Annotated in this window: 18 protein-coding genes and 1 pseudogene; 16 read left to right on the top strand and 3 right to left on the bottom strand. The window is 61.9% G+C overall.

Features of this window, described 5'->3' with window-relative positions; all coding sequences use genetic code 11:
• Positions 1-29 precede the first annotated feature (29 nt).
• The 15 genes from KHO33_RS00980 to KHO33_RS01050 all read left to right on the top strand — a co-directional run bounded on the left by KHO33_RS00980 (position 30) and on the right by KHO33_RS01050 (position 13,792).
• Positions 30-281, top strand: a complete 252-nt coding sequence (locus KHO33_RS00980; protein ID WP_200562022.1) for a hypothetical protein — start codon at positions 30-32, stop codon at positions 279-281.
• Positions 282-319: 38 nt separating this feature from the next.
• The gene (locus KHO33_RS00985) at positions 320-1,276 is read left to right on the top strand and encodes a quinone oxidoreductase family protein (RefSeq protein WP_200562020.1); all 957 of its coding nucleotides are present in this window, start codon (positions 320-322) and stop codon (positions 1,274-1,276) included.
• A 94-nt stretch (positions 1,277-1,370) separates the two neighbouring features.
• Positions 1,371-2,336, top strand: a complete 966-nt coding sequence (locus KHO33_RS00990) for a LysR family transcriptional regulator (protein WP_200562018.1) — start codon at positions 1,371-1,373, stop codon at positions 2,334-2,336.
• 183 nt (positions 2,337-2,519) lie between these two features.
• Complete coding sequence (locus tag KHO33_RS00995; RefSeq protein WP_054041289.1) at positions 2,520-3,011, top strand: cupin domain-containing protein; 492 nt, start codon at positions 2,520-2,522, stop codon at positions 3,009-3,011.
• Positions 3,012-3,048: 37 nt separating this feature from the next.
• Positions 3,049-4,044 carry a hydroxyquinol 1,2-dioxygenase gene (locus KHO33_RS01000; RefSeq protein ID WP_200562016.1) on the top strand — a complete coding sequence of 332 codons (996 nt, stop codon included), beginning with the start codon at positions 3,049-3,051 and terminating at the stop codon, positions 4,042-4,044.
• A gap of 96 nt (positions 4,045-4,140) precedes the next feature.
• Positions 4,141-5,604 (top strand): aldehyde dehydrogenase family protein, encoded by a 1,464-nt coding sequence (locus KHO33_RS01005; protein WP_200562014.1) that lies wholly within the window; start codon positions 4,141-4,143, stop codon positions 5,602-5,604.
• Positions 5,605-5,610: 6 nt separating this feature from the next.
• Positions 5,611-6,669, top strand: a complete 1,059-nt coding sequence (locus KHO33_RS01010) for a maleylacetate reductase (protein ID WP_200562013.1) — start codon at positions 5,611-5,613, stop codon at positions 6,667-6,669.
• A gap of 42 nt (positions 6,670-6,711) precedes the next feature.
• Positions 6,712-8,001, top strand: a complete 1,290-nt coding sequence (locus KHO33_RS01015) for an ABC transporter substrate-binding protein (RefSeq protein WP_200562011.1) — start codon at positions 6,712-6,714, stop codon at positions 7,999-8,001.
• 20 nt (positions 8,002-8,021) lie between these two features.
• Positions 8,022-8,744 (top strand): ABC transporter ATP-binding protein, encoded by a 723-nt coding sequence (locus tag KHO33_RS01020; RefSeq protein ID WP_054041279.1) that lies wholly within the window; start codon positions 8,022-8,024, stop codon positions 8,742-8,744.
• A 2-nt stretch (positions 8,745-8,746) separates the two neighbouring features.
• The gene (locus KHO33_RS01025) at positions 8,747-9,457 is read left to right on the top strand and encodes an ABC transporter ATP-binding protein (RefSeq protein ID WP_200562009.1); all 711 of its coding nucleotides are present in this window, start codon (positions 8,747-8,749) and stop codon (positions 9,455-9,457) included.
• Complete coding sequence (locus tag KHO33_RS01030) at positions 9,454-10,320, top strand: branched-chain amino acid ABC transporter permease (protein WP_054041271.1); 867 nt, start codon at positions 9,454-9,456, stop codon at positions 10,318-10,320. The genes KHO33_RS01025 and KHO33_RS01030 overlap by 4 nt, the downstream gene beginning before the upstream one ends.
• Before the next feature lie 9 nt (positions 10,321-10,329).
• A complete protein-coding gene (locus tag KHO33_RS01035; RefSeq protein ID WP_234476985.1) occupies positions 10,330-11,424 on the top strand; it encodes a branched-chain amino acid ABC transporter permease in 1,095 nt (364 codons plus the stop codon).
• 8 nt (positions 11,425-11,432) lie between these two features.
• The gene (locus KHO33_RS01040) at positions 11,433-12,296 is read left to right on the top strand and encodes an intradiol ring-cleavage dioxygenase (protein ID WP_234476986.1); all 864 of its coding nucleotides are present in this window, start codon (positions 11,433-11,435) and stop codon (positions 12,294-12,296) included.
• 12 nt (positions 12,297-12,308) lie between these two features.
• Complete coding sequence (locus KHO33_RS01045) at positions 12,309-12,662, top strand: Rieske (2Fe-2S) protein (protein ID WP_200562005.1); 354 nt, start codon at positions 12,309-12,311, stop codon at positions 12,660-12,662.
• A gap of 11 nt (positions 12,663-12,673) precedes the next feature.
• Positions 12,674-13,792: a porin gene (locus KHO33_RS01050; protein WP_200562003.1), complete on the top strand. Its 1,119-nt coding sequence runs from the start codon at positions 12,674-12,676 to the stop codon at positions 13,790-13,792.
• Between the two features lie 66 nt (positions 13,793-13,858).
• On the opposite strand, the gene KHO33_RS01055 is transcribed toward KHO33_RS01050, so the two are convergent.
• On the bottom strand, positions 13,859-16,225 hold the full coding sequence (locus tag KHO33_RS01055) for a DNA polymerase II (protein WP_200562001.1): 2,367 nt from the start codon (positions 16,223-16,225) through the stop codon (positions 13,859-13,861).
• 217 nt (positions 16,226-16,442) lie between these two features.
• On the opposite strand from KHO33_RS01055, the gene KHO33_RS01060 reads away from it, so the two are divergent.
• On the top strand, positions 16,443-16,868 hold the full coding sequence (locus KHO33_RS01060; RefSeq protein WP_054041262.1) for a PRC-barrel domain-containing protein: 426 nt from the start codon (positions 16,443-16,445) through the stop codon (positions 16,866-16,868).
• 162 nt (positions 16,869-17,030) lie between these two features.
• Here KHO33_RS01060 and KHO33_RS01065 read toward each other — a convergent pair whose 3' ends face one another.
• Both KHO33_RS01065 and KHO33_RS42880 read right to left on the bottom strand, forming a co-directional pair.
• Positions 17,031-18,041 carry a DUF2891 domain-containing protein gene (locus KHO33_RS01065; RefSeq protein ID WP_200562309.1) on the bottom strand — a complete coding sequence of 337 codons (1,011 nt, stop codon included), beginning with the start codon at positions 18,039-18,041 and terminating at the stop codon, positions 17,031-17,033.
• A gap of 36 nt (positions 18,042-18,077) precedes the next feature.
• Positions 18,078-18,236: pseudogene (locus KHO33_RS42880) on the bottom strand (5-oxoproline transporter, DUF979 family subunit); the annotation flags it as partial.
• Between the last annotated feature and the right edge of the window lie 56 nt (positions 18,237-18,292).

Below are 18,292 nucleotides of genomic sequence, written 5' to 3' on the forward strand. Positions count from 1 at the left end.
TGTTCTTTTAACGACCGGAGTGCAGTGCGATGCGAGCAGACCAGATTCTTCCCGATCACGTCGACCAGGTCGACTTCAACGGCACGACGGTCCGCAAGGGCACCGTCGCGGCTTTTCTCGCCAGTGCGCGTATCTGGACTGATGAAGGCGCCAGTGAAGAGGCGCGTGCCCATGCCGAGGCGGACATTGTCGAAGGACTGCCTGCACTGCGCGCAATAGGACTCTTCGAGGTGCTCGAGATCCGTGATGTTTCGCTGCGCAATTGGCTCGACGCACATTGATTGGTGCACCGGTTCAGTCTTCTATTCGAGGAATTTTCATGAAAGCTGCAGTTGTCAAAGGAGCGGGCCAGCCGCCCGTTTACGAAGACTTCGATCGTCCCAATGCGCTGGCTGGCCATCATCTGATCGACGTCACCGCTTCGGCGTTGAGCCGGATTACCCGCAGCAAGGCCGCGGGCTCGCATTACTCGGCGTCGGGTGCCTTCCCGTTTGTTGCAGGCGTCGATGGAACCGGGCGTCTCGAAGACGGCCAACGTGTCTATTTCTTCGCCCCGCACGCGCCGTTCGGCGCGCTGGCGGAACGCACCCTCGTGCCCGAGGCAAACTGCATTCCGCTACCCGTTGCGCTTGACGATGTCACAGCGGCCGCTATCGCGATTCCGGGCATGTCGTCCTGGGCCGCACTGACCGAGCGCGCCAGGTTTGTGCGAGGCGAGACGGTGCTGGTCAACGGCGCAACAGGCGCCTCCGGGCGACTTGCTGTGCAGATCGCGAAGCATCTCGGCGCCGGAAGAATCATCGCGACAGGGCGTAATCCGACCAGCCTCGAATCGCTCAAACGTGCCGGTGCCGATTTCACGATCTCGCTGGAGCAGGATGAAAGCAGCCTGAGCCGCGCCTTCGAATCGCATTTTCGCCAGGGGGTGGACGTCGTACTGGATTATCTGTGGGGACCTAGCGCAAGGTCGTTGTTGATCGCTGCCGCAAAAGCATCGGCTGACGCTTATCCGGTCCGCTTTGTCCAGATCGGAGCGATTAGCGGTGCCGATATCGTCTTACCGGCAGCTGTGCTGCGCGCGACGGCGATCACCCTGTTGGGCAGCGGAATCGGCAGCGTGACTTTGCCTCGTCTCCTGCATGCGGTAAAAGAAGTGCTCGATGCAACGGTACCTGCAGGACTTCAGATTGCAACCGAGGCCGTGCCGCTTGCGGATCTGAACCAGCATTGGGAAAGCAGCGATAGCCAGGTCCGCACTGTCTTCACGCTCCGTTAGTTCCAGTTGCCGTTGCCGCGTCCAGAATCCCGAAGCAGACTACACTTGCCGTAAGCAAGGCAGACTACGGGCCACAGAGACCGGAGGAGACAAGATGGACCTGTTCATGTCGATGGAAGCGTTCGTGCGGGCGGCGGAAGCGCAGAGCTTTGCCGGTGCCGCGCGCCAGCTGGGCGTGGCCAAATCGGTGGTGACCTCGCGCGTCAAGCAACTCGAAGACCATTTCGGCGTGCCGCTTTTTCATCGTTCAACGCGGGCAGTGCGCCTGTCGGAACTCGGCGAAACGTACTACCGTGAATGCGCCGAACTGGTCAACAAGGTCCACGATCTGTCCGGACGCTCGCGCGGCGATCCCCAGGCGCTCGCCGGCACGCTCAATATCCACGTTTTGCCAGGCTTCGCGCTTGGGCATTTCTCGCAAACGCTGATCGAATTCCGCGCCGCTTACCCACGCGTCGAATTCGTCGTGACCGTCAACGACCGGGTGATCGATCCGGTGCAGGAAGGCTTCGATCTGGCTTTGCAGATCTATCCGCCGGCTTCCAACCTGCTGGTGGAGCGGCGTCTCTTTCCCGTGCGTGGCGTGCTGTGCGCCGCGCCCGGTTATCTGAAGGAAGAGCCGGTGATCGAAACGCCGCTTGACCTGTTGCGGCACGATTTCGCCCGTTATTCGTACTACCCATGGGGCGACAAGTGGCCGCTGATGCGCGGTAACGAGTGCTTCGAAATCGCGCTGAATCCGGTGCTCAAAACCAATAGCGTGCACCTGCTGCTCGAGTTCGCGCGGGCCGGTGCGGGCGTCGTCTATTTGCCGACGATGGTCGCCGCGGCCGATCTGCTCGAACGGCGCCTTGAACGCGTGTTGCCGGAGTACGCGGCGCCGCCGCTGTGGCTGTCGGCGGTCTATCCCGCCTCGCACCGCTCGACCACCAAGGTCAAGGCTTTCGTCGACTTCCTGCGCGCCCGCTATCTGCGCGAACCGCAGTGGGACAAGGCGCTCGGCATTTCACCGGCGGACGACGAGACCAAAAGCGTCGGCGAGGAGCTGGCCGAAGACTGAGAACCCCCGGCGAACCATCGGAAAACCCCGCGGGTTCCCCACCAGGTAGTTTCCCTGGCGCGATTTTGAAGCACCCATGGTTCGCGTTTCCCGACCCTCAGATCATTGCTGTTGCGCCTGCAGCCACTTAATCTTCGATCCAAGCAACGCATTCGCGGATTCGTAGATCAACTGGAGGCAGACATGCAAGAGACCTGGTTCGGTAGCCTGGACAATTTCCGCAAAGGCTCCATCGAAATCATCAAGGGCAAACCGGAGCACTACGCGATGTCGAACGTGTTCGACGTCGCGAGCCGCGCCGCGCCCTACGAGAAAGTCGTCGTCGGCAAGAATCTCAAGTACGTAATCGAAACACTGCGCGCGGAAGGTTCGTCACCGTGGTTTGCTGCGTCGCACGATGAATTCGCGGTCGTGCTCGACGGCGAGATCGACATCTATTTCATCAAGCCGTCGGACGGTCCGCTGGTCGATGCGCAGACCGAAGGCAGCGTGCGGCTCGAAGGCCAACCGTCGGGCCAGTCGATGGGTTATGTGCGGCTGCGTCGCGGTCATCAGGCCCTGCTGCCCGCGGGCGCCGCGTATCGCTTCGAAGCGAGGACGAAAGGCGTGCTGCTCGTGCAGACGATCCTCGGGCGCTATTCGGTCGAGAAGTGGGCCGACATCTGCATCCACTGATTCCCTCTACCCGATCGATCCTCTCCTGGAGCCCATCATGGACAAAGCCAGCACCCTGCAAAACGTCACCGCGAGCGAGGCCGACGCGGTGAGCGGTTATCGCACGTTCCGTCTCGGCGATTTCGAATTCAGCCGCGACGCTTATTTCGCCACCGTCAAATGGCCCGCGAAAGGCCAGCTCCGCTCGCACCAGATGCATGCCGACGACTTCCTGCGCGCCATGATGCGCGATGTGGCGTGGGGCTTCTTCTACGGCTGGGTCAACTTCGACGAAGTGATCGGTACGCGCAATCACTACGGCAAGGTCGACATGTATGCCGGTGCGTACAACGCGAGTTTCAAGGAAGCCGGCGTCGATCATATGCAGCGGTTCGACACGCCGCTCATCATGGCCACGTTCAAGGCGATTCTGAGGGACTGGGTCAACGAAGGCTTCGATCCGTTCGCCGCGCCTGAAGAAACCGGCTCCGCGTTCGGTACGAAACATGGCGACAACATCGCCGCGATCGAGCGCACGCGGATCGCCACGAAGCGTATGCCCGGCCTCGAAGGCGATTCGCCGTTGCGCGACGACTTGCCGGTCAATCGCCAGTTCGCCGATGTGGTTCAGGATGAACCCGAGATTCATGCAGAGCCAGGATTTGAGAGCGCGTTGCATGCGTTCAGCCTCTTCAAGTACCTGTCTCGCTCAGACGTGACGTGGAATCCGTCGGTCACGTCGGTCTGCCAGCAGAGCCTGTTCTGCCCGACCACCGAGGAATTCGTGCTGCCGGTGTTTCATGGCAACGACCGCGTCGAGTGGTTCCTGCAACTGTCCGACCAGATCATCTGGGACGTCGCCGATAAAGACAGCGGCGAGCCGCGTGCCCGCATCACGATGAACGCGGGCGATATCGCCGCGATGCCGGCCGATATCCGCCACAAGGGCTACTCGCAGAAACGCTCGATGCTGCTGGTGTGGGAGAACGCCACGCCCGATCTGCCGAAGCGCTACGAAAGCGGTGAACTGCCGCCGTATCCGATCCAGATCTAACTCTCAGACATTCCCTCCGATCGTCGATCGAACGGCGCCAGACCGCTGGCGCCGCGGGGATTGTTACGTCCAAAGTTTTACTTGCGCGGGATTGACATGCAAACGCAACTCTTCATCGGCGGCCGCTTCGTGCCGGCTGCAAACGGCGAAACGCTCGCCTCCCTTAATCCGCACGACAACTCGGTGATTGCCGAAGTCGCGATGGCCGGACCCGCCGATGTCGACCGCGCCGTGGCGGCAGCGAAGGCGGCGTTTCCGAAGTGGAGCAATCTCGCCGCGATGGAGCGGGGGCGTTTGCTGCTCAAACTCGCCGACGCAATCGAAGCAAACGCCGATGCACTGGCGCGCCTCGAATCGCTCGATACCGGGCACCCGATTCGCGACACCCGCAATCTCGATGTACCGCGCACGGCAGCAACATTCCGCTATTTCGGCGGCATGGCCGACAAGTTCGAAGGCTCGGTAATTCCGGTCGAGCAGGGTTTTCTGAACTACATGACGCGCGAGCCGGTCGGCATTGTGGGGCAAGTGGTGCCGTGGAATTTTCCGCTGATGTTCACGAGTTGGAAGATGGCGCCGGCGCTTGCGGCAGGCAATTGCGTGATCATGAAGCCCGCTGAACTCACGCCGCTCTCGAGTCTCGCCATCGCCGAACTGATGGCGGAGGTTGGATTTCCGGAGGGTGTCGTCAATATCTTGCCGGGTCTCGGTCATGTGGCGGGTCAGTACATCGCCGAGCATCCGGAGATCAGCAAGGTTGCCTTCACCGGTTCGACTGCGATCGGACGCAAGATCGTGCAGGCGTCGAGCGGCAATCTGAAGAAGGTGCAGCTCGAACTCGGCGGCAAAGGCGCGAACATCGTGTTCGGTGACGCGAACATCTATGCCGTTGTGCAAGGCTCCGCGTTTGCGATCTTCCACAACCAGGGGCAGGCGTGTATCGCCGGTTCGCGGATGATCGTGCATGAATCGATCGCTGACGAAGTGCTCGAGAAGTTCGCCGCGTTGAGCCGCACGATCCGGATCGGCAATCCGCTCGATCCACTGACCGAAATGGGCCCGCTCACCTCGCGTCAGCACCGCGACCGGGTGCTGTCGTTCGTCGATGTCGCACGCGAACAGGGTGGCCGCGTGCTGGCAGGCGGCAAGGCGCCGGATGATGCCGCACTGGCGAATGGCTGCTATGTCGAGCCGACCATTGTCGAAGCGAAGCCGGAGCATCGCGTGTCGCAGGAAGAAGTGTTCGGTCCGTTCATGACGGTCACCACATTCCGCACGGACGAAGAAGCGCTTGCGATCGCGAACGGCACCGAATACGGTCTCGGCGCGGGTCTTTGGACACGCGACCTGCAACGCGCGCATCTCGTGGCGCGCGAGATTCGCGCCGGTATGGTGTGGATCAACTGCTACAAGCGCGTGAGCCCCGCGTCACCGTTCGGTGGTGTGGGCGCGAGCGGCTACGGACGCGAGATGGGTTTCGAAGCGATGCGCGAGTACACGCAGCCCAAGTCGGTCTGGGTCAACGTGGATGCGCAGATTCCGCCTTACTACCCGCGCTGAACCGCCATGGAATCGTTCGTCTATAACGGCCTCGCGTCACGCGTGATCTTCGGTGCGGGCAGTCTCGACCAGCTCGATCGCGAGATCGGGTTGCTCGGCGCCACGCGCGCGATTGTGCTGTCCACGCCACAGCAGCGTGCCCAGGCCGAAGCGCTGGCGGCAAGTCTTGGCTCGCGGGCGGCGGGCGTCTACGCCGAAGCCGTGATGCACGTCCCGATCGAAACCGCTCGCGCGGCCCGCGACTTTGCCACGCAGGTCGGCGCCGATTGCGCGATCGCGATAGGCGGCGGTTCGACGACCGGACTCGGCAAGGCGATCGCACTCGAAACATCGTTGCCGATCATCGCGATTCCGACCACGTACGCAGGCTCCGAAATGACGCCGATTTACGGCCTCACCGAGAACGGCATCAAGAAAACCGGCCGCGATCTGCGGGTATTGCCGAGAACGGTGATCTACGACCCGTCGTTGACCACGTCGCTGCCGCCCGCGTTATCGCTGACGAGCGGCATCAACGCAATCGCCCACGCGGCCGAAGGACTCTACGCGCAGGACACGAATCCGATCATCGAGTTGATGGCGGAAGAGGGTATCCGTGCGCTCGGCCAAGGTTTGCCTCGGGTAATGCTGAAACCGGACGATCTCGCTGCCCGTGGTGACTGTCTCTACGGTGCGTGGCTGTGCGGCGCGGTGCTCGGCAGCGTCGGCATGGCGCTGCACCACAAGCTATGCCATACGCTCGGCGGCACGTTCAATCTGCCGCACGCGGAAACGCACACGATCGTGTTGCCGCACGTGCTCGCCTATAACCGTGAGGCCGCACCGGGGGCGATGAAGCGTATCGCACACGCGCTGCATGCCGACGACGCCGCGCAAGGCGTATTCGATCTCGCACGCGACAACGGCGCGCCTACCGCGCTGAAAGACATCGGTTTAAGCGCGAGCAATCTCGACCTCGCGCTCGATCTCGCGTTGAAGAATCCGTACTGGAATCCGCGGCCGATCGAACGAATACCACTACGCGCGCTGCTGGAAGCGGCGTTAGAAGGCAGACGGCCGGATTAGCACGAACGCCCCCACTCATACAAAAAAATTCAGGAGACAACCATGGACGCATATTCCTTCGATGCGAAGCGCCGCCGCTTCGTCACACTCGCCGCAGGCGGCGCGCTCGCCGCGTCAACCTCGGCATTCTCGCCGCTCGTCTTCGCCGCCGGCCCGCGCACGCTGAAAATCGGCTACGTATCGCCGCAAACCGGCCCGCTCGCGCCGTTCGGTGAGGCCGACCGCTTCACGATCCAGCAGATGCAGACGACGCTGAAAAACGGCATCGTGATTGGCGGCAAAACCTATCCGGTATCGATCGTCGTCAAGGACAGCCAGTCGAACCCCAATCGCGCCGGCGAAGTCGCCAACGATCTGATCCTCAAGGACAAGGTCGACATCATGCTCGTCTCCGGTACGCCCGAGACTGCGAATCCGGTCAGCGATGCGTGCGAGTTGAACGAGATGCCCTGCGTGTCGACGGTGGTGCCGTGGCAGCCCTGGTTCTTCGGCAGAAAGGGCGATCCGAAGAAAGGTTTCCGCTTTACCTATCACTTCTTCTGGGGACTCGAGGACGTGATCACCGTCTACACCGGCATGTGGCAAGCGGTGCAGACCAATCACAGCGTCGGCGGCCTGTTCCCGAACGATGGAGACGGCAACGCCTGGGGTGACGCGAAGCTTGGCTTCCCGCCCGTGCTCGCACAAAAGGGCTTCACGCTGAAGGACCCGGGTCGCTTCCAAAGCATGACGCAGGACTTCTCTGCGCAGATTTCGTCGTTCAAGCAGGCGAATGCGCAGATCGTGACTGGCGTCGTGATTCCCCCCGACGCGAAGAACTTCCTCGTGCAGGCGCGTCAGCAAGGACTGAAGCCCAAGGTTATTTCGATCGGCAAGGCTCTGCTGTTTCCCACTTCGATCGAAGCGCTCGGCGATCTCGGCGATGGACTCTCCACCGAGGTGTGGTGGTCGCCTTCGCATCCGTTCAAGTCGTCGTTGACGGGACAAAGCGCGCGGCAAGTCGCGGACGACTACGAGCGCATCACGTCGAAGCAATGGACGCAGCCGATCGGCTTTGCGCATGCGCTGTTCGAAATCGCCGTCGATTCGCTAAAGCGCGCGAAAGATATCGACTCTAACGAATCGATCCGCGACGCAGTGGCAGCGACGAAGCTCGACACGCTGGTCGGTCACGTCGCGTGGGGCAGCGGACCGGTGAAGAACGTCGCGAAGACGCCGTTGGTAGGCGGCCAATGGGTGAAGGGGCAGAAGCATCGCTTCGATCTCGCCATCGTCAACAACCAGCTCGCGCCGAGCGTGCCGCTATCCGGCCCGCTCAAGTTGATCGCGTGAACGCATAGCGGAGAGCGGTGATGAACCCAGTTCTCAGACTAACTGGCGTGTCGAAGCGTTATGGCGCGCTGCAGGTGACCGACAACATCAGCTTCGCGGTCGAACGCGGCGAGACGTACGGCATTCTCGGTCCGAATGGTGCGGGCAAGACCACGCTGTTCAACCTCGTTAGCGGCGACGTGCGGCCCGATCAAGGCAGTGTCGAATTCGACGGCGCGGACGTGAACCACTTGCCGCCGCATCGCCGATGCGCGGCGGGGATTGGCCGCTCGTATCAGGTGCCGCGTCCGTTTGGCGGCATGACGGTATTCGAAAACCTGCTGGTCGGCGCGACTTTCGGCGGCGAACTGGCCGAGCACGCAGCCTACGACGTCTGCATGGACGTGCTCGAACGCACCGGCCTCAAAGCGCGTGCCAACCAGTTGGCCGGCACGCTGGGCCTGCTGGATCGCAAACGGCTCGAACTAGCCCGCGCATTGGCCACGCGACCGCAGTTGTTGCTGCTGGACGAGATAGCAGGCGGCCTGACCGAACCCGAAACGCACGAACTCGTCGACGAGATTCGCCGCGTGAAAGAGGCGGGCGTGACGATCGTGTGGATCGAACACGTCGTGCATGCCTTGCTCGCGGTGGCCGACCGGCTGCTCGTCATCAACTTCGGCAAACGGCTCGCTGAAGGACTGCCCGCAGCCGTGATGGACGACCCCGAAGTGCGGCGCGTGTACCTCGGACTGGAGGCATGACCATGTCGGCATTACTGGAGACTCGCGCGCTGAGCGCGTTTTACGGCGACTTCCAGGCGCTGTTCGGCATCGACGTGACGGTGGCGCCCGGTGAGGTCATCGCGCTGATCGGCTCCAACGGCGCGGGCAAGTCGACCTTTCTGAAAACAGTGGCGGGGCTGCTGCGCCCCCGTTCCGCCGGGCAGATCCTGTATCGCGGCGAGCCGATTGGCGGCGCTGCTGCGGCGAACATTGTCGGCAAGGGCATTGCGCTGGTGCCGGAAGGGCGGCGTTTGTTTGCAAGCCTGAGCGTCGAGGAAAACCTGCTGCTTGGCGCATTTTCCAAACGGCCCGGCCGCTGGAATCTGCAAAGCGTCTACTCGCTGTTTCCTGCCTTGCGGGAGCGTCGTCACCATGCGGCCACCGCTTTGTCGGGTGGCCAGCAGCAGATGGTCGCGATCGGCCGTGCGCTGATGAGCAATCCCGATCTGCTGATGTGCGACGAACTTTCGCTTGGCCTCGCGCCGGTGATCGTGCGCGAGATCTATGCGGCGTTGCCCGCGATTGTCGCTGACGGCATGAGTGCGATCGTCGTCGAGCAGGACGTGCAACTGGCTCGCCGCGTGTCGTCGCGTTTCTATTGCTTCCAGGAAGGGCGCGTGTCGCTGGCTGGCGTATCGGCCGAGGTGTCGGATGAGGCTATCACGCAGGCATATTTTGGAGCGGTCGCATGAACACGTTCATCAATATCGTCGTCCAGGGTGTGCTGCTCGGCGCGCTGTATGGGCTCTTCGCGATGGGGCAATCGCTCGTATTCGGCGTGATGCGGCTCACCAACACCGCGCACGGCGATTTCATCGTGCTGCTGGTGTTCGTGCTGTTCGCCCTGACGAACTACGCGCATCTGCCACTCGCCGTGTCGCTGGTGCTGCTGCTCGTGATTGCGTTCGGCGCGGGTTACGCGGTGCAGTACACGATCCTCAATCGGGTGAGCAGCCGCGATCCGCTGCCTTCGCTGATCGTCACGTTCGGCTTGTCGATCGTGATCCAGAACGTATTGCAACAGGTGTTCTCCGCCGATCCGCGTTCGATCGCAACCGGCAGCTTCGAATCGAAGAGCCTCACGCTCGCGGGCGGTATCACGCTGGGCTATTTGCCGCTCGTCACTTTGGTCGTCACCACCGCTTTGGCGTTCGCCATGCAGTGGTTGTTCGGCCGTACTCCGCTTGGCCGCGCGTTTCGCGCCACGTCGGATGACCGCGAGATCGTGCAACTGATGGGCGTCTCCTATCGCCGCACCTATGCGCTGGCGATGGGCATCGCGTTCGTGCTGATCGCAGTCGCTGCCGCGCTGTATTCGATGCGCACCGCGGTGTCGCCGACCGATGGCCCGGCATTGCTGCTGTACGCGTTCGAAGCCGTGATCATCGGTGGGATGGGCTCGTTCTGGGGCACCTTCGTCGGCGGCATGGCGCTCGGAATTGCGCAGCAGGTGGGCTTTTACTTCGATCCCGGCTGGGGTATCTGGCTCGGCCACGTGGTGTTTCTCGGCGTGCTGGTGGCCCGGCCGCAGGGCTTGCTGCCCAAAACCGCATAGAGGCTCGTTATGACGATGCATATGAACCGGCCCGCAGGGGGCTTCGAAGTGCGGCGCGCGACCCGCGCGAGCCGCGTGGCGATGATCGTGCTGCTGATCGTTGCGCTGGCGGTGGCGAGCGCGCCTTGGTGGGCCGGGCGCGATGCGATGCGCGATTTCGTACAGCTCGCGTCGTATCTGGTGTTCGCGTTGATGTGGAATCTGCTGGCGGGCTATGGCGGGATGGTGTCGATCGGGCAGCAGGCGTTCTTCGGCATCGGTGGCTATGGGATGCTGATTCTCGCCAACTACTGCGGGATCTCGCCCTTCATTGCTGTGCCGATCGCGGCGGCAATCGCAACGGTCATCGCAATTCCCGTATCGATGGTGGCGTTCCGTCTCGAAGGCGGCTACTTCGCGATCGGCACGTGGGTGATCGCCGAAGTGTTCCGGTTGACGGTGGCGAACGTCTCGGTGCTGGGCGGTGGCTCGGGCACCAGCCTCACCGCGCTGCAGGACGTGCCGCGTGCGCTGCGTGAATCGCTGACGCTATGGCTCTCGCTCGCTATCGTCGCGGCGGCGATCGGTCTGTTGTATCTGTTTCTGCGTTCCAAAGCTGGGCTCGCGTTGACCGCGATGCGTGACAACGCCGTGGCGGCCAGCAGTCAGGGTGTCGACGTGAAGCGTGCACGCTTGCTCGTCTATCTGGTATCCGCGTGCGGTACGGCGTTGGCCGGTGGCCTGTATTTCGTCGGCAACCTGCGTATCTCGCCGGACGCGGCGTTTTCGGTGAACTGGACCGCGTTCGGCATTTTCATCGTGATGATCGGCGGATTGGGCACGCTCGAAGGGCCGATTGTCGGCGCGCTGATTTTCTTCGTGCTCAACCAGTTCCTCTCCGACTTCGGCACCTGGTATCTGATCGGGCTCGGCGCGCTGGCGATCGTCGTGACGATGTTCTTTCCGCAAGGGCTGTGGGGCTTCGTATCGCGCCGCTACGGACTGCAATTGTTCCCCGTGGGACGCCGCGTTGTATTCGTCGGCGCCGGTCCTTCACAGCAAGCTTCGCCGCACGATGCATCGACCGATTCCGTCGAAGCGCCGTCGGCTCCCCATCGCGCATGAGGTCGACAATGAACGACGAAACCATTCACCCCTTGACGCAGAACGTGCTCAGGACGTTTGCCGACTGCACCGATCCTCGACTCAAGCAGATCATGACCGCGCTGGTCAAGCATCTGCATGCATTTGCCAGCGAGGTTGAACTGACTGGCGAGGAGTGGCGCCGCGGCATTGAGTTCCTGACGGCGACCGGCAACAAGTGCAGTGGCATTCGCCAGGAGTTCATCCTGCTGTCGGACACGCTCGGCCTGTCGATCATGGTCGATGCGATCAATCACGAACGAGCCGGCGACACGACCGAGAGCAGCCTGCTCGGCCCGTTCTACCGCGAGGGCGCAAGAGATGAGGCCTTCGGCGCCAACATCGCGCGTACCGAAGGCGAGCCGACGCTGATCCACGGCCGTCTCATTGACGAACGTGGCGCACCGGTGTCCGGCGCATTGATCGAGGTGTGGGAAACGGCCAATAACGGCATGTACGAAGGCCAGGACCCCGATCAGCCCGAGAGCAATCTGCGCGGCAAATTCCGTTCCGGACCGAACGGCGAGTACGCATTCAGAACCATCAAACCGACCAGCTATCCGATTCCGACCGATGGCCCGGTCGGACAGATGTTGCTCGCGACCGGACGTCATCCGATGCGGCCCGCGCATATCCACTTCCTGATCGAGGCGTCAGGCTACGAGACGCTCACCACCGCGCTGTATTCCGCCGGTGATCCGTATGTCGACTCCGACGCGGTATTCGGCGCGAAGCCGTCGCTCGTAATCGACTACGTGCCGAACGACAGCGCGGCGGCCGCGAAGGAATGGGATTTGCCGAGCCCGTTCTTCGAAGTGCAGCGCGACTTCGTGATGAGTCGACGACTCGCGTGAGGAGAGCACGTCATGAAAGCGGCGAGTCCCGAACCTCATGCGGGCTTTCTGTGCGCGCTCGACGATATTCCGGACGGCGGCGCGCTGGAAGTTGCCGCTGAGCAAGCCGGCGCCCCAGGCATCGTCGTGGTGCGCCGAGGCGACGATGCTTGGGCCTATCGCAACGTCTGCCCGCACTTTTCGATTCCGTTGAACTACGAGCCAAACACGTTCTGGGCCTACGACGCGGAATTGCTGATGTGCGCGCATCACAGCGCGATGTTCCGTTTCGAAGACGGCCAGTGCATCGACGGTCCGTGTCAGGGCGCGGCGCTCACGCGCGTTGCCATTCGAATTGAGCAGCGAAACATATTCAATAACGACTGAAGGAGACGGGCATGAAGAAGAAGTCGAAGCGCTTTTCGATAGCAGGCTGCACGGTCGCGTTGATGGCGCCGGGTTTCGCAGGCGCGCAAAGCAGCGTGACACTGCAAGGCGTGATCGATGCAGGTGTTACCTATGTGAACAACCAGCATGGCGGCGCCGCGACGCTGTTCGACAGCGGCGTGCTGTCGCCGGATCTGCTGACCTTTAAAGGCAGCGAAGATCTCGGGGGCGGCAATAAGGCGATCTTCGAACTCACGTCGCAGTTCGACCTGGGCAGCGGCGCGACGATTCCCGGCGCAGGACAGCTTTTCAATCGCACAGCCCTGGTGGGACTCACGAACGACCGCTTCGGCTCGCTGACCTTCGGCAATCAGTATGACTTCATGTTCGAGACGCTGACGCTCGGACTGTATGACGGCGCGTTCCTGTTCGGCGGTATCTACGACTTTCGTCAGGGGCCGTTTACTGCGTTGGGCGTGCCGAACAATCCGACCGGCTCGTTCGACTTTGACCGCATGGCGGGTGCAACGCGTGTGGGGAACTCGGTCAAGTATCGCAGCCCGGATATCTCGGGCTTCACTTTCGGCGCGCTCTACGGCTTTGGTGGCGTGCCGGGCTCGTTCTCGGAAGACTCGACGATGAGCTTCGGTGCGAACTATGCGAACGGTCCGTTCGGCATCGGCGCGGCGTACGTCGAAGTGAAGTATCCGCAACTAGGCGACGGTCACGACGGTATCCGCAATTTCGGCGTCGGTGCGCACTATAACTTCGGCAGCGTGCTCGCCATGCTGCTGTACACCAACACGAAAAATACGGCGAGCGGCGCGAAGATCGACGTGTACAAGGGCAGTGCGGCGTGGACGATCTCCGGGGCATGGACCCTCGGCCTCGACTATGCGTATATGAAAGGCAACGACGTGCTGCTGGACAACAAGGCGCAGCAGATCACCACGGCGCTGCAATACAGTTTCTCGAAGCGCACCACTGGCTATATTGAAGCGATGTATCAGCGAGCGGGCGGCGATGCGGCAGTGACACGAGCGTGGATCAACGGCTTGCTGCAACCGGACGGCGCGGCGAGCAACCGGTCGCAGACGCTTGCACGTATTGGCTTGCGCACGAGCTTCTGAGGATGCGACCGGTGCTGTTCAAGCAGAGTTGTCATGCGGTTTCTGTGAAGCTTGCCAACGCTGCTCTCAGAACAACTGTCTCTGTCCCGACACCAAGGTCGTAAAGTCATCGCGCAACAGAGGCAGAATCGCATCGGCGACCGGTTGCAACTGCCGTGTCAGATAGTGTTCGTAGTCGATCGCCGAGCGCAACGTTTCGAGCGGTTCCGGTCCGGCGGTTGTCATCACATAGCTGATCCAGCCGCCGTCCTGGTATTGCAGCGGGCGCCCCTGTTGCCGGTTGAACTCGTCGGCGACACGGGCCGCGCGCACATGGGGCGGAACGTTGCGCTCGTAATCGCCGAGCGAGCGGCGCAGCCGCTTGCGGTACACGAGTTGATCGTCCAGTTTTCCTGCCAGCGTATCGCGCACGTAGTCGCGCACATAGTCCTGATACGGCTGTTGCCTGAAGATTCGCCCGTAGAGTTCCTGCTGGAACTGCTGGGCGAGCGGCGTCCAATCGGTCCGCACCGTTTCGAGCCCCTTGTAGACGATGTCCTCGCTGCCGTCCGGCAAGACAGTCAGTCCGGCATAGCGTTTCTTGCTGCCTTCCTCGGCGCCGCGAATCGTCGGCATGAAGAAGCGCTTGTAGTGCCGCTCGAATTGCAACTCGAGTGCGCTCTCGAGGCCGAAACGCTCCTGCAGTTTCTGACGCCACTGCGCGTTGATATGTTCCACAAGCGCCTGGCCGATGCGACTCGCGTCTTCCTCACTGTGCGCGTGCTTCAACCACACGAAGGTCGAATCCGTGTCGCCGTAAATAACCTCGTAGCCTTGCGCCTGAATGAGCTCACGCGTGGTGTGCATGATTTCATGGCCGCGCATGGTGATCGATGACGCAAGGCGTGGGTCGAAGAACCGGCAGCCTGTGGAGCCCAGCACGCCGTAAAAGGCGTTCATGATGATCTTCAACGCCTGCGAAAGCGGCTTGTTGTTCTCGCGCTTGGCGGTTTCGCGCCCCTGCCACACCTGGCCGACAATCGACGGCAAACAATGGCGGGTGCGCGAGAAGCGTGCGCCGAGAAAACCCGGCACCGATTGATCGTCGCCAGGATTGAGCATGCCTTCCACGAGACCCAGCGGGTCGATCAGAAAGGTGCGAATGATCGACGGGTACAGGCTTTTGTAGTCGAGCACCAGGACCGAGTCGTAGAGGCCGGGCCGCGAATCCATCACGAAGCCACCGGGGCTCGCGGCACCGGCTACGTCACCGAGATTCGGTGCAACGTAGCCTTGCCGATGCATCCGCGGCATGTACAGATGCGTGAACGCCGCGACAGATCCGCCGCTTCGGTCCGCAGGCAGGCCGGTGACCGTCGCGCGCTCCAGCAAAAACGGTAGCAACTCGGTCTTCGCAAAGATGCGCGTGACCAGTTCGCAGTCTTTCAGGTTGTACTGCGCGAGAGCGGGCTTGTCCTCATCGAAGCGGCGCTGGATTTCATCCATGCGTTGATACGGATTGTCGATGGATTTGCCTTCGCCCAGCACAGTGCGCGAAACGTATTCGAGGCTGAACGAAGGGAAAGTCCACGTGGCGGAGCGCAGCGCTTCGATACCGTCGATGATCAATCTTCCCGCAGCGCCCGCGAAGAAATGGTTCTGCTTGTGGCCGTGTTCGCGCCATTCCATGACCGCGCCGCCGCGGCCTAGCCGCAATGGCACGCGATATTGTTCGGCGTGCTGCTGCAGCACACGCAAATCGAACTGCACGAGGTTCCAGCCGATGATCGCGTCGGGGTCGTGCCGTTCCAGCCACACGTTCAGTTTTTCGAGCAACTGTGCGCGGGTTTCGCAGTATTCGAGGTCGAAGTCGACGCCGCTCGCATCGCCATTCGGTGGCCCCAGCATATAGACCTGGCGCTGCCCGCAGCCTTCGAGCGCAATCGAATACAGCTCGGCGTGCGCGCTGGTTTCGATATCGAGCGACACCAGTTTCAATGACGGCCGGTAGTTCGTCGCCGGCTTCAATTCGCCGTTCAGAAGCGGGCCGCCATGCTGTGCGTCGCCGGCGAACCACACCGGCGCGGTAATGAAGCGTTCCATCATGTACCGCTCGGGCGGGAAGATATCGGCCTCGTAGACATCGACGCCGCCTTGTTTCAGGCGTTTTTCGAACCCCGTCAATTGCCGGTACTGCGGGCAGTAAAGCCCCATCACCGGCCGATGCTGGAAGTCGCATAGTTCGAGCGGGCGCAGATCGAGCGGCGCTTCGCGGCGCAGGATGGTTTCCGCACGCTCGCGGTGGTCGGCCGGAATGAAGGCTACTGACGGCTGAGGACGTAAGCGCACGTGACGGGGCCCGCCGTCTGTTGCCAGCCAGAAATCTACCTCCGTGCCGGCGGGGGTATCCCGCCAGTGTCGGGTCAAAATGAAACCCTGTTCAAGCTCAGTCAAACTTCCACCTCTAAACGGGCGTGATCGCCTGGCTCGATTTTACCGTTATGCGCTTTGGGCCGCGCCTCCGCCTTTTCGTGGCAGCGACGGGCGCTCGTTTCGTTCGCGCGACACGTCTGGATGCAGACCCGCCGCGTAGTCTGTATCATCGTTCGGCAGCGATTCCTTCGGCGCAAACCATGCGCCGGTCAAGTCTACTAAGAACGGAGTGAGCGATATGACGTTGAGCAAACTTGTTGTCGTGGTCGCGGTAGCTGCAACTAGCTTTGGTGCACAGGCGCAAGTCGCCGGCACGCAACCCTTGAGCGTCACAGTCGAGCAGTCCAATGCGCTGCTGAGCGGCTGGAGCGTGAAGAAGAGCATTCTCGGCAAGGCCGTCTACAACGACCAGAACGAGAAGATCGGTTCGATTCGCGATCTGGTGGTCGCTCCCGATGGCTCGCTGTCTGCTGCTATCGTCTCCGCAGGTGGATTTCTCGGCGTGGCGTCGCATGACGTAGCGGTGCCGATCGCTGCTCTGGATATTCGCGGCGGGAATTTCTATCTGGCCGGCGCGACCAAAGATGCCTTGAAGGCGACGCCCGAGTTTCAGTACAACAAGGTTCAGGCGCCGCCGAAGCCTAAAAAGCTGACGGGCCAGTAATGCGTTAAGGCGGCGGATTCAGCGGCCGGGCTGCTCGAGGCGGCTCCTGAATCACCAGGCAAAAGAAAACGGCGCTCGCGGCGCGAATCGGTAGCTGAGTCCAAACCGTTTCACGCTTGCGGCGCCGTTTTTGCGTTCAATGCGGCCCCGTCGGGCTACTGCTCACGCTTCCAACGCGAGCGTGGCGAACGTGCCCAGCCAGTGTTCACCCATATAGTCGCCCGCCACATGCGGCAGGGCGCTTAGAAGATGCCGCTCGGCCGAATCGAGCAATGCCGTCCGGCGCACGTCGCCCGCGGGCAGTGCGCGCGCCAGCGACCGCTGGCACCATGCGCGGCTCAGATTCAGGCCATCCAGGTGGGCGATCTTGCCGTCGGTACGGTCGGTCACGGTGACCGGTTCGAACAGCGTGGCGGGTTTTTTCGCGCCGAGATCGGGCAGAAAGCGTCTGAACCATTCGACGAATTGCGCGGGCGGCAACACGCGCCGCATCAATTCCGCTTCCATCAGCGAAGGCGACAAAAACTCATCGCCGGCGGGCTCCCAGGCCTGACAGGCGACATCGTTCAGGAACCAGCGCTCCGCCGTATTTACCAGCAGCGCCTCCAGCGATTCACGCGAAGTCTGCCGCGCGAAATCTAGCGTGAGCGCAAGTGCGAATGCCATATTGAAGTGCGTGCCGACGCGCAACGGGTAGGTCGCTTTCGGCAGAAATTCTTCGAAGCGGCTAACAAAAGTCGCGGTAAGCGGCGCAAAGACCTTGGACCAGCGCGCGGCCTCCGAGAGCTTCAACGAATGAAGTTGCGCGCTCAGCGCAAGCAGCCATGCCCATCCATACGGGCGCTCGAAACCGCGATTGTGCGGCAGGTCGAGATACGCCAGTTCACCGGCCACATTCGCTTCGGTGAAATGCTCGTCGACCACCGCGACGATGCGCGCTGCTTCAGGCAGATCGGGAAAGCGGTCGAGCAGATGCAGGATCAGCCAGTAACCGTGCACGCATGAATGCCAGTCGTAGCTGCCGTAGAAAATCGGATGCAATGCGCGCGGACCTTGCACGTCTTGTGGGCCGGCGAGCGAGTGGGTCAGCTTGTTCGGATACTCGCGCGTGAGGTGGGCGAGCGCGAGATTGGCGAATTTGGACGCGAGTTCGGGCGTGAGTTGGACAGTCATCGGCGTCTCCTCAGAAGCGGAATGCAATAGGTACGACAGTATGATATTGACGACCGACAATAGTAAAGCAGCCGGTCGCGGCGCCCGGATCGGGCCATTCTGGCCTTTCAGTTCCGGCAGCGCGGCTGGGACGATATTGAAGTTCGGCGCCGTCAGCGCCATCAAAGTGCCGCAGAAGCCGCACAGTATGCCGATCTATCCAGAAAATGAATACAGGCCATTCCAACATTTAATTTGTGGATATGTCGGCG

Origin of the sequence: Paraburkholderia nemoris (genome assembly GCF_905221015.1) — a bacterium.
GTDB lineage: Bacteria > Pseudomonadota > Gammaproteobacteria > Burkholderiales > Burkholderiaceae > Paraburkholderia > Paraburkholderia nemoris.

Bases quoted from the DNA above. Each gene is read 5' to 3' on its own strand.
- KHO33_RS01000 (WP_200562016.1), top strand. From the start codon at position 3,049: ATGGACAAAGCCAGCACCCTGCAAAACGTCACCGCGAGCGAGGCCGAC.
- KHO33_RS01010 (WP_200562013.1), top strand. From the start codon at position 5,611: ATGGAATCGTTCGTCTATAACGGCCTCGCGTCACGCGTGATCTTCGGT.
- KHO33_RS01030 (WP_054041271.1), top strand. From the start codon at position 9,454: ATGAACACGTTCATCAATATCGTCGTCCAGGGTGTGCTGCTCGGCGCG.
- KHO33_RS01040 (WP_234476986.1), top strand. From the start codon at position 11,433: ATGAACGACGAAACCATTCACCCCTTGACGCAGAACGTGCTCAGGACG.
- KHO33_RS01050 (WP_200562003.1), top strand. From the start codon at position 12,674: ATGAAGAAGAAGTCGAAGCGCTTTTCGATAGCAGGCTGCACGGTCGCG.
- KHO33_RS00990 (WP_200562018.1), top strand. From the start codon at position 1,371: ATGGACCTGTTCATGTCGATGGAAGCGTTCGTGCGGGCGGCGGAAGCG.
- KHO33_RS01020 (WP_054041279.1), top strand. From the start codon at position 8,022: ATGAACCCAGTTCTCAGACTAACTGGCGTGTCGAAGCGTTATGGCGCG.
- KHO33_RS01035 (WP_234476985.1), top strand. From the start codon at position 10,330: ATGACGATGCATATGAACCGGCCCGCAGGGGGCTTCGAAGTGCGGCGC.
- KHO33_RS01060 (WP_054041262.1), top strand. From the start codon at position 16,443: ATGACGTTGAGCAAACTTGTTGTCGTGGTCGCGGTAGCTGCAACTAGC.
- KHO33_RS01045 (WP_200562005.1), top strand. From the start codon at position 12,309: ATGAAAGCGGCGAGTCCCGAACCTCATGCGGGCTTTCTGTGCGCGCTC.
- KHO33_RS01015 (WP_200562011.1), top strand. From the start codon at position 6,712: ATGGACGCATATTCCTTCGATGCGAAGCGCCGCCGCTTCGTCACACTC.
- KHO33_RS01005 (WP_200562014.1), top strand. From the start codon at position 4,141: ATGCAAACGCAACTCTTCATCGGCGGCCGCTTCGTGCCGGCTGCAAAC.
- KHO33_RS00985 (WP_200562020.1), top strand. From the start codon at position 320: ATGAAAGCTGCAGTTGTCAAAGGAGCGGGCCAGCCGCCCGTTTACGAA.
- KHO33_RS01065 (WP_200562309.1), bottom strand. From the start codon at position 18,041: ATGACTGTCCAACTCACGCCCGAACTCGCGTCCAAATTCGCCAATCTC.
- KHO33_RS00980 (WP_200562022.1), top strand. From the start codon at position 30: ATGCGAGCAGACCAGATTCTTCCCGATCACGTCGACCAGGTCGACTTC.
- KHO33_RS01025 (WP_200562009.1), top strand. From the start codon at position 8,747: ATGTCGGCATTACTGGAGACTCGCGCGCTGAGCGCGTTTTACGGCGAC.
- KHO33_RS00995 (WP_054041289.1), top strand. From the start codon at position 2,520: ATGCAAGAGACCTGGTTCGGTAGCCTGGACAATTTCCGCAAAGGCTCC.